The sequence below is a fragment of the Bacillus pseudomycoides DSM 12442 genome (genome assembly GCF_000161455.1).
Classification (GTDB): Bacteria; Bacillota; Bacilli; order Bacillales; family Bacillaceae_G; genus Bacillus_A; species Bacillus_A pseudomycoides.
In genome coordinates, this window is the sequence record NZ_CM000745.1 from 5,055,982 (window position 1) to 5,063,877 (window position 7,896).

A 7,896-nucleotide genomic window follows, 5' to 3' on the forward strand; every position below is an offset into this window, starting at 1 on the left:
CTATGGATAAGCCTCGTTCCTCCATCATTTCCATTAGGTTACGGAAGCTCAAATTGTACCGTAGGTACCACCTTACTGTTAATAAGATAAGTTCCGGCTGATAATGCTTCCATTTGAACAAATTTTCCTTTTCCATATCGATCACACACCTTTTCTAGAGTAATACTATCAGTATGTCCAAGTTTAGGAGATTACTTGCAAAAGTTTTAGAGTTTTTGCACCAGAACCTAAATTCTCATCTAAAATTTGTACAGTAGTCAAAACAATGATTTTAATCTATTGATATACTCTTTAAAAGGTCGATATATAAAACTCTCTGGACATCCAGATTCTCCTGATGATGAGATAAAAGTGGGAAGGAAAATTATTATTTTCATTGAATTTATAAAACAAATAGCTGGTTAATATTTCTTAGATACGATTAGGTTCAGAGACTAAAATTGTTTTAATGGAATTAATATCTTTTCTTTCATTAGTAGTTGGATCAAACCCCATTAAGTTACCAATAGCTGTATCAAAATTTTCAAGTGCTACTTTTTCCGTAATTAAATTCGATAATTCTGGAAGGTCTATAGCGCAGGATAAAGCCTTTTCCATCATATGATGTGCTTCTCCAGTTCCAATAATTGTAATTCCTTTTGATAGTAATTCAAACGGTTTAACTTTGAACTCATAGGTATCATCAAACCCCATCGGAATAAGCCTTCCACCTTTTTCAATAAGCGGATATGCCCAGTCTAGTTGATTACCTATGGCATCAAAAATTACATCGAACTTTCTTCCTTGATTAATTCGGTAGATTTCTTCTAAGGTGAGTTTTTGCGGATGATATACATATTTGGTTATTTTTCGTGCAGCTTCTGTTCTAAAGGGACCAATTTCTGTGGCAACTGTAATTCTAGAAAGTTTTCGAGTAATCATCTGAACTAACAGTCCAATCGGTCCAGACCCTAAAACTAGAACGGAGTCATCTGGTTTTATATTAGCTTTTTCTATAACGCTAAGGACACATGAAAGAGGTTCAATTAATGTAGCTCTCTCCCATTCCATTGATTCAGGTAATTTGTAAATAAATCTATCTTCTCCAACATAATATTCTCCAAAAGTCCCATGAGAACCGATTCCTAGCTGCCATTCATCGAACTCTTCGCAATAGCATGTTAAACCTTTTCTACAGTAATAACATTTCCCACAAAACTGAGTAGGATCAATTACGACACGATCTCCTACCGTTACATTTCTAACCTCTTCCCCTATTTCCACTACGACTCCAACCGATTCATGTCCCATAACCATATTTGGAGCAGCATACATCTTCCCTTTTAGTACATTCAAATCGGTCCCGCAAATCCCAGTACCATAAATCCTGACTTTTACGTCATTATTTTTTTGTATTTGAGGTTCTTCCACTTCTTTATATTCTAATGTTTTATTTTCAGTCCATACCAATGCCTTCATACTTTTCCTCGCTCCGTTTCCAATTAATTTGTTCCAATAAATTTTGGTGTAATTCTTTGGTAGAAGCTGCTATACATGACTGCTGGTTAATATAACTGAGATCTGTTAAAAGAGTTTCATCTAAAGAATTACCATATGCGTCAGTAATAATAACTCCTGCTTTTTTCGCTAGAAACACACTGGCAGCTATATCATATGGAAAGAGGTGTAAGACTTGACCATTTCCTACTCTTTGAAAATCTGGTAACAAATCTGGATAATCTTTTAGAAGTCTATTCCCGATATCTACATATGCATCCATTTGACCTGTAATAATTCGTGAAATAGAATAAGATGCACTATTAAATATAAATACGCCACCATTATTTGCTGACTCATCGATCAGATGTCCATAAGATTCAATCATTAAGTTAGTAGGATGACCATTAAACTCAAAACTCCAAAACATATTCTTAATGTCTTTGTCCTGGCTTAAGTTTGGTAATTGGCTATTATAGCCTTCAAATTCTATAGAATTTGAAAAAATATCACTATACATGTAATTACCTGTTTTAAGTTCCATTAGAAACGCATATTCAATATCTTTAATTTTAGAATTGTCTTTGTATTTTGCTAGAGCAATAGAAATACAAGACATTTCAAGTCCTGCAGCTGCAGGACGAGTACCATCAATCGGATCTACAATTAAAATATATTGTGGATTTTTTCCAAAAATCTTAAGACCACCATCTTCAGTATAGAATGCAACAGGTTCTTTCTTATCTGATATATAATCAAGGACCGCATTTTCTGCTGCAGTATCAATATTAAACTGTGCATCTCCACCTGGAGAGTATCCATTAACTATACGGTTTTTCAAAGTTCCCTTTTGATTTTTCACCTTATTATATACGTATTTTCCTAACTCAATAATATAGGTTTTCACTTGATTTCCTCCAATAGATGAGTTAATTTATAACACAGTTCTTCTGCCTCACTTAGAGTAATAGTAAGAGGTGGACGAATTTTAAACACATTCCCGTAGCCATATCTAGATGTTCTGATAATTATGCCATGATCCATAGCACGTTTTGCAATATGATTTGTAAGTTCAACATCAGGTTCATTATTATCTTTTACTATTTCAACCCCAATCATTAAACCTACACCTCTTACATCTCCAATAAACTTAAATCTTTCTTTCATTTTTTCTAAACGTTCCATAATATAATTTCCAACCACAGTCACATTTTCCAAAAATCCAGGTCTTTGTAATATATCAATTGTGGTACATGCTGCTGCAGATGCCATTACATTCGATCCATAAGTAAAAGAATGATGGTGACCAGGCATACCCACATACTTCTCTTCAGTAAGGATAGCTGCAACTTGGAATCCAGTTCCACCTAAACCTTTAGCTACTGTCATCATATTAGGTTGTACATCAAAGTAATCAGCAGCAAACATTTTACCTGTTCTACCAAATCCCGTTTGTATCTCATCAAAAATTAATGCAATATCGTGTTCTTCACATAATTTTTTCAACGATTTGAAATATCCCTTAGGTGGAACAATATTTCCTCCATTTCCTGATATCGGCTCAACCATAATAGCTGCAACATTCCCTGTACTTGCATATTCAATAAAATCATTAATTCTCTCGACACACAACATTCCACAAGAATCAGATTTTTGATTGTAAAAACAACGCAGGCAATAAGGATCTGGGACTTGCAATCCAAAGGAAAATTGAGGTGGGAATGGTTCTCTTCGAAAAGCATTTCCTGAAAGGGCTGACATCATATATGTTTGTCCCAAATGGCTGCGGAATAAAGAAATAACATCACGTTTCCCAGTATTGTATTGTGCCATTTTAATAGCGCCTTCATTCGCCGCTGAGCCACTGCTAACTTTTGGGTGTGCCCTTGTGAGATTGCTAGGAGCAATTTCAACAAGTTTCTCTGCTAATTTATTTACAGGGTCTGTTTGATAAGATGAAGTAACATGAATCAGATTATCCATTTGATTTTTTACTACATCAATCACTTCTTTATTGCTGTATCCTAAATTCAAATTAAATGTAGCTGATGCGCAGTCAAAATATTTATTTCCATCCTGATCGTAAAGGTAGATACCTTCCCCTCTCTCCATAACGACATTGTCTACTTTGTAATACAGACTGTCAGGGTTTGTTAAACTTTTAACTTTACCATTCATTTTTACAACACTCCTATTATTTTAGTAATGTTAAAATTTATGTGTTAGGGGGCCCAACCTAACTAATAATGGATTATGACTGTATTTACTATGCACCACAATTTGAAAATTGTTATTAAATAACAGTCTCATAATATAATGTGAAATATCCGTACTACAAGTTAAATTAAGGTAAATTATGTTGAGAAAATAAAAAATACAAAATTTTTTAAAAAATCATAAAAAAAGGTAGTATAATTAAAAATTGTTAACATTAAAAATTTAAATTTTGAAATTTTAATTTTTTCTATATAATAATATTGGTAATATCTAGATATTAGAGGTTTATTATATGCAATTGATTTAAACAATAAATATATTATTAATAAGGAGGAGAAATAGTTGCTAAAACGTTTACTTTGGATAAGCTTCTTTTCGTACATGTTAATCGCTTTTACCTTAGTTATCATTGGTGCAATGCTACCTGAAATTCTAATTCACTATAAGCAAAATTATAGTAATGGTGGTTTACTCATCTTTGGTCAATTTGTTGGTTTTTTACTTGGTGTACTTAGCATGCCTATTCTAGTTAGAAAACTAGGACGTAAAAATGTAGTTCTCCTGGGTTTAATTATGATTAGTCTTGAGCTTTTTACATTTTTTCTACCAAATTGGTATTTTCTTTTTCCATTAGTCGGATTAGCAGGATATGGAGCTGGATTAGCGGAATCTTGTATTGGCACAATCATTTTAGTTACATTTCAAGAAAAACAAGCCACAGCAATGAGTAAACTAGAAGTTGCGTTTGGATTAGGTGCACTATTCATGCCACTTTTCTCCAGCGTACTTATAGGTAAGGGTATTTGGGAATATGCATTTTTGATATTAGGATTGAGCTCATTTTTAGTTATGCTCGGATGGAAGGTATTGTCTTTTGGCGAAGTCGATGAATTTCTTATAAAGAATACCAATACTAATACATCTGTTAATAAAACAACTGGTTCTTATACTAAAAAGACGTTTTTAATCATTACATTTTCTGCGATATATTTCTTCTGTTATGGTGGAAGCGAAGTATCTATTGTTCATTTTTTGCCTTCAATTTTCATGGAAGAGTGGGAAGTCCCTAATTCTCTTGCAACACTGACTGTAACTGTTTACTGGATGGCAATGGTAATAGGACGTGCGTTAACAGGTGTTATCTCTGAAAAGCTTACCTATAACACGTTTTTACTTTTAATTAATATTGGAGGCCTAGTTGTACTTATATTGCTAGCCATTAGTGGAAATGTTTGGTTGGGTTTCTTTCTATGCTTCTTTCTGGGGTTATTTATGGCAGCAATGTTTGCGATTGCCTTAATTATCACAAACCTATATTTTCCTGGACAAACAGAAAAGACAACCAGTATATTATTAGCTACCAACGGTCTTGGTGGCTCATTAATTCCAATTATTATAGGACAGAGTATGGATAAGTACCCTGCTCAAATTACTTTTTGGCTATTTGCCTGTATAATGTTAATAATGTTAATATTGATAATTGGAATTCAAATTTTGGGAAATGCTAGTTTATCAGTTATACGAGAACATGATAATAATCATAAAATTTAGATTTAGGGTTCTGATGCAAATATATGAAGAAGAACATGGATAATAGTAGATTTCTAGTGGAATCGTATTTTATACTATAAGTCCAAATACTTGGTGGATGAACTTTTTCTGGTTTTGGACAGACTGATTCTGTAAATCAATCTGTCCCATTTTTTTCTATATAACAAGATTTAAGTAGTCCAATATAAAAAACCATTATGCAAAAGGAAACACCTACGCAGAACCGTAGCTTAGGTGTTTCCTTTTTGTTTATAGAGCATGCTCGGTCAGTCATATTCCTATAAAGATAGTAAAAAACATAAAATCAGACATCTTTTGAAAAATATTAAAGACTATTTCAATAATCACCAAAAAACGGTACATTTTCTATATAAATACATTTTAAGAGGTGATTATATTGAAAAGTTCCTTTAGCTTATTATTGGCTGTTGTGGTGGCATGAATAATGGCATTGGGTGTAAGTGACTCAAATTTACATGCGGATTCTCCTCCCAAAGAAAAATTTCCGTAACAAATAGTATCAAAAAATCTTGGAAAGCAAACAACAGTAAATTTTGAGAGCTATATAAAATCACATCCCATTTTATCTAAAATTTCAACTCAATTGTATCTGCTAAGACACATAAATATGGTGATTTTACTTTCTTATATAAACTACTAAATCAGGAGTAATTGTATCCGCTCTGTACGAAAACTACCTAGAAATACAACTTATATATATCATTTGTAAAATGGAATTGAGCAAAGATGAAAAGTACATCAAAGTTGATGTATTAGTAAAGTAAATTTCATAGCATTATAGGATTGTTTCTGTACTTTACGAAAATTAATTTTTTAAAGGAGCCGAAAAATGAGCCGAAAAAGAAAGATATTCACTTTTATATCCGCATTTGGTATAGGTTTAGCAAGTTATACTAATTGTACTGCTGCAGAGGTTTTAGACAACACTTCATTAAGAAATACTGGAGACATAATAAATCCTTCTACTACATCAAACACTCTTCAAGTAGCAGCTGTTGCTAAAGAGATGAAACCCTTTCCACAGCAAGTAAACTACTCTGGTATTATTAAACCGAATCATGTTTCGCAAGAAAGTTTGAATACTTCAGTTAAAAATTATTATAATAATTGGAAAAATAAGTATCTAAAGAATGATCTTTCTTCACTTCCAGGTGGTTACTACGTCAAAGGAGAGATTACAGGAAATGCAGACGGCTTTAAACCGTTAGGAACTTCAGAAGGACAGGGTTATGGTATGATAATCACGGTTTTAATGGCAGGTTATGATTCAAACGCCCAAACTATTTATAATGGCTTATTTAAAACAGCGAGAGCTTTTAAAAGTTCCGAAAATCCCAATTTAATGGGTTGGGTTGTAGCCGATAGTAAAAAAGCTCAAGGGCATTTTGATTCTGCGACAGATGGGGATTTAGACATTGCTTACTCACTTCTTCTTGCTCATAAGCAATGGGGGTCAAATGGCACAATCAACTATTTGAAAGAAGCTCAAAATATGATTACAAAAGGTATTAAGGCTAGTAATGTGACCCAAAATAATAGTTTGAATTTAGGTGATTGGGGTTCAAAGAGTACATTTGATACTAGACCCTCCGATTGGATGATGTCTCATTTAAGAGCTTTCTACGAATTTACAGGAGATAAAACTTGGCTTAATGTTATTGATAATCTCTACAATACTTATTCACAGTTTACAAATAAATACTCGCCAACTACAGGATTGATTTCTGATTTTGTTGTGAAAAATCCACCACAGCCTGCGCCTAAAGACTTTTTAGATGAATCAAAACATACCGATGCATACTACTATAATGCGAGTCGTGTACCACTCCGAATTGTTATGGATTATGCAATGTATGGAGAAAAGAGAAGTAAGGTGATTTCTGATAAGGTCGCTACGTGGATTAAAAATAAAACAAAAGGTAACCCATCTAAAATTGTGGACGGTTATGAACTAAATGGAACAAACATTGGTGATTATCCAACAGCTGTGTTCGTTTCACCATTTATTGCTGCCGGTACAACTAACAGTAATAATCAAGCGTGGGTTAATAACGGATGGGATTGGATGAAGAATAAAAAAGAAAGCTATTTTAGTGACAGTTATAATTTATTGACCATGTTATTCATAACTGGTAATTGGTGGAAACCGACATCCGATGAAAAAAACATACAAAATCCAACAAAGTCAGAAATTCAGTCTGAATATAAGGAATAGAATCCATATGCAGTATTTGAACTACTCCCACTTCTATAATTGGGAGTAGTTCTATGAATACTGAAAACCTGCTTTGGTACAAAAACTCTAAAACTTTTGCAAGTAAATCTCCTAAACTTGGACATACTGATAGTAGGACTCTAGAAAAAGATGTGTGATCAGCATAGAAAAAGGAAAAATTGTTCAAATGGAACCTTTTTATTTTTGATTAAGTAAGTGCAGATTAATTCTATCTCGAATTGCTTCTTTAATAAATTCTTCGATGGAACTGTTTGTTTCTTCTACAATTTTTGTTATGGATTTATACTCGTTACTTGTGAGAGTTACCGGTTTTGTTACGGCATTACTATCTAAATACACACTATTATTAACGCGTTGTATCAGTTTTCCTTCTATTATATAGGGTGCCAAACTGG

The 7,896-nt window shown here is 33.1% G+C and carries 6 protein-coding genes and 2 pseudogenes; 2 read left to right on the forward strand and 6 right to left on the reverse strand.

Translation table 11 applies throughout. The annotated features are described in order from the left end of the window. The 4 genes and pseudogenes from BPMYX0001_RS32460 to BPMYX0001_RS25595 all read right to left on the reverse strand — a co-directional run. A pseudogene (locus tag BPMYX0001_RS32460) lies at positions 1 to 136 on the reverse strand (IS6 family transposase); the annotation flags it as partial. A gap of 275 nt (positions 137 to 411) precedes the next feature. After that, the gene (locus BPMYX0001_RS25585; RefSeq protein WP_033799386.1) at positions 412 to 1,458 is read right to left on the reverse strand and encodes a zinc-dependent alcohol dehydrogenase; all 1,047 of its coding nucleotides are present in this window, start codon (positions 1,456 to 1,458) and stop codon (positions 412 to 414) included. Further along, positions 1,436 to 2,383, reverse strand: a complete 948-nt coding sequence (locus BPMYX0001_RS25590) for an inositol monophosphatase family protein (RefSeq protein ID WP_033799387.1) — start codon at positions 2,381 to 2,383, stop codon at positions 1,436 to 1,438. Before BPMYX0001_RS25590 ends, BPMYX0001_RS25585 begins: the two co-directional genes overlap by 23 nt. Then, positions 2,380 to 3,654: an aspartate aminotransferase family protein gene (locus BPMYX0001_RS25595; protein WP_018783204.1), complete on the reverse strand. Its 1,275-nt coding sequence runs from the start codon at positions 3,652 to 3,654 to the stop codon at positions 2,380 to 2,382. The genes BPMYX0001_RS25590 and BPMYX0001_RS25595 overlap by 4 nt, the downstream gene beginning before the upstream one ends. Positions 3,655 to 4,035: 381 nt before the next feature. Between BPMYX0001_RS25595 and BPMYX0001_RS25600 the strand changes: the two genes are divergently transcribed. After that, positions 4,036 to 5,244 carry an MFS transporter gene (locus BPMYX0001_RS25600; RefSeq protein ID WP_033799388.1) on the forward strand — a complete coding sequence of 403 codons (1,209 nt, stop codon included), beginning with the start codon at positions 4,036 to 4,038 and terminating at the stop codon, positions 5,242 to 5,244. A 69-nt stretch (positions 5,245 to 5,313) separates the two neighbouring features. Here BPMYX0001_RS25600 and BPMYX0001_RS35050 read toward each other — a convergent pair. Continuing rightward, a pseudogene (locus tag BPMYX0001_RS35050) lies at positions 5,314 to 5,397 on the reverse strand (IS6 family transposase); the annotation flags it as partial. 697 nt (positions 5,398 to 6,094) lie between these two features. Here BPMYX0001_RS35050 and BPMYX0001_RS25605 point away from each other — a divergent pair. Further along, positions 6,095 to 7,480, forward strand: a complete 1,386-nt coding sequence (locus tag BPMYX0001_RS25605) for a family 8 glycosyl hydrolase (RefSeq protein WP_006097088.1) — start codon at positions 6,095 to 6,097, stop codon at positions 7,478 to 7,480. A 198-nt stretch (positions 7,481 to 7,678) separates the two neighbouring features. Here the strand turns inward: BPMYX0001_RS25605 and BPMYX0001_RS25610 are convergent. Then, a partial coding sequence (locus tag BPMYX0001_RS25610) for a ribbon-helix-helix protein, CopG family (RefSeq protein ID WP_033799389.1) occupies positions 7,679 to 7,896 on the reverse strand: 218 nt, incomplete at its 5' end.

What these genes read in the sequence shown, in the direction of transcription:
- BPMYX0001_RS25595 (WP_018783204.1), bottom strand. Translation starts at nt 3,654, where the DNA reads ATGAATGGTAAAGTTAAAAGTTTAACAAACCCTGACAGTCTGTATTAC.
- BPMYX0001_RS25585 (WP_033799386.1), bottom strand. Translation starts at nt 1,458, where the DNA reads ATGAAGGCATTGGTATGGACTGAAAATAAAACATTAGAATATAAAGAA.
- BPMYX0001_RS25605 (WP_006097088.1), top strand. Translation starts at nt 6,095, where the DNA reads ATGAGCCGAAAAAGAAAGATATTCACTTTTATATCCGCATTTGGTATA.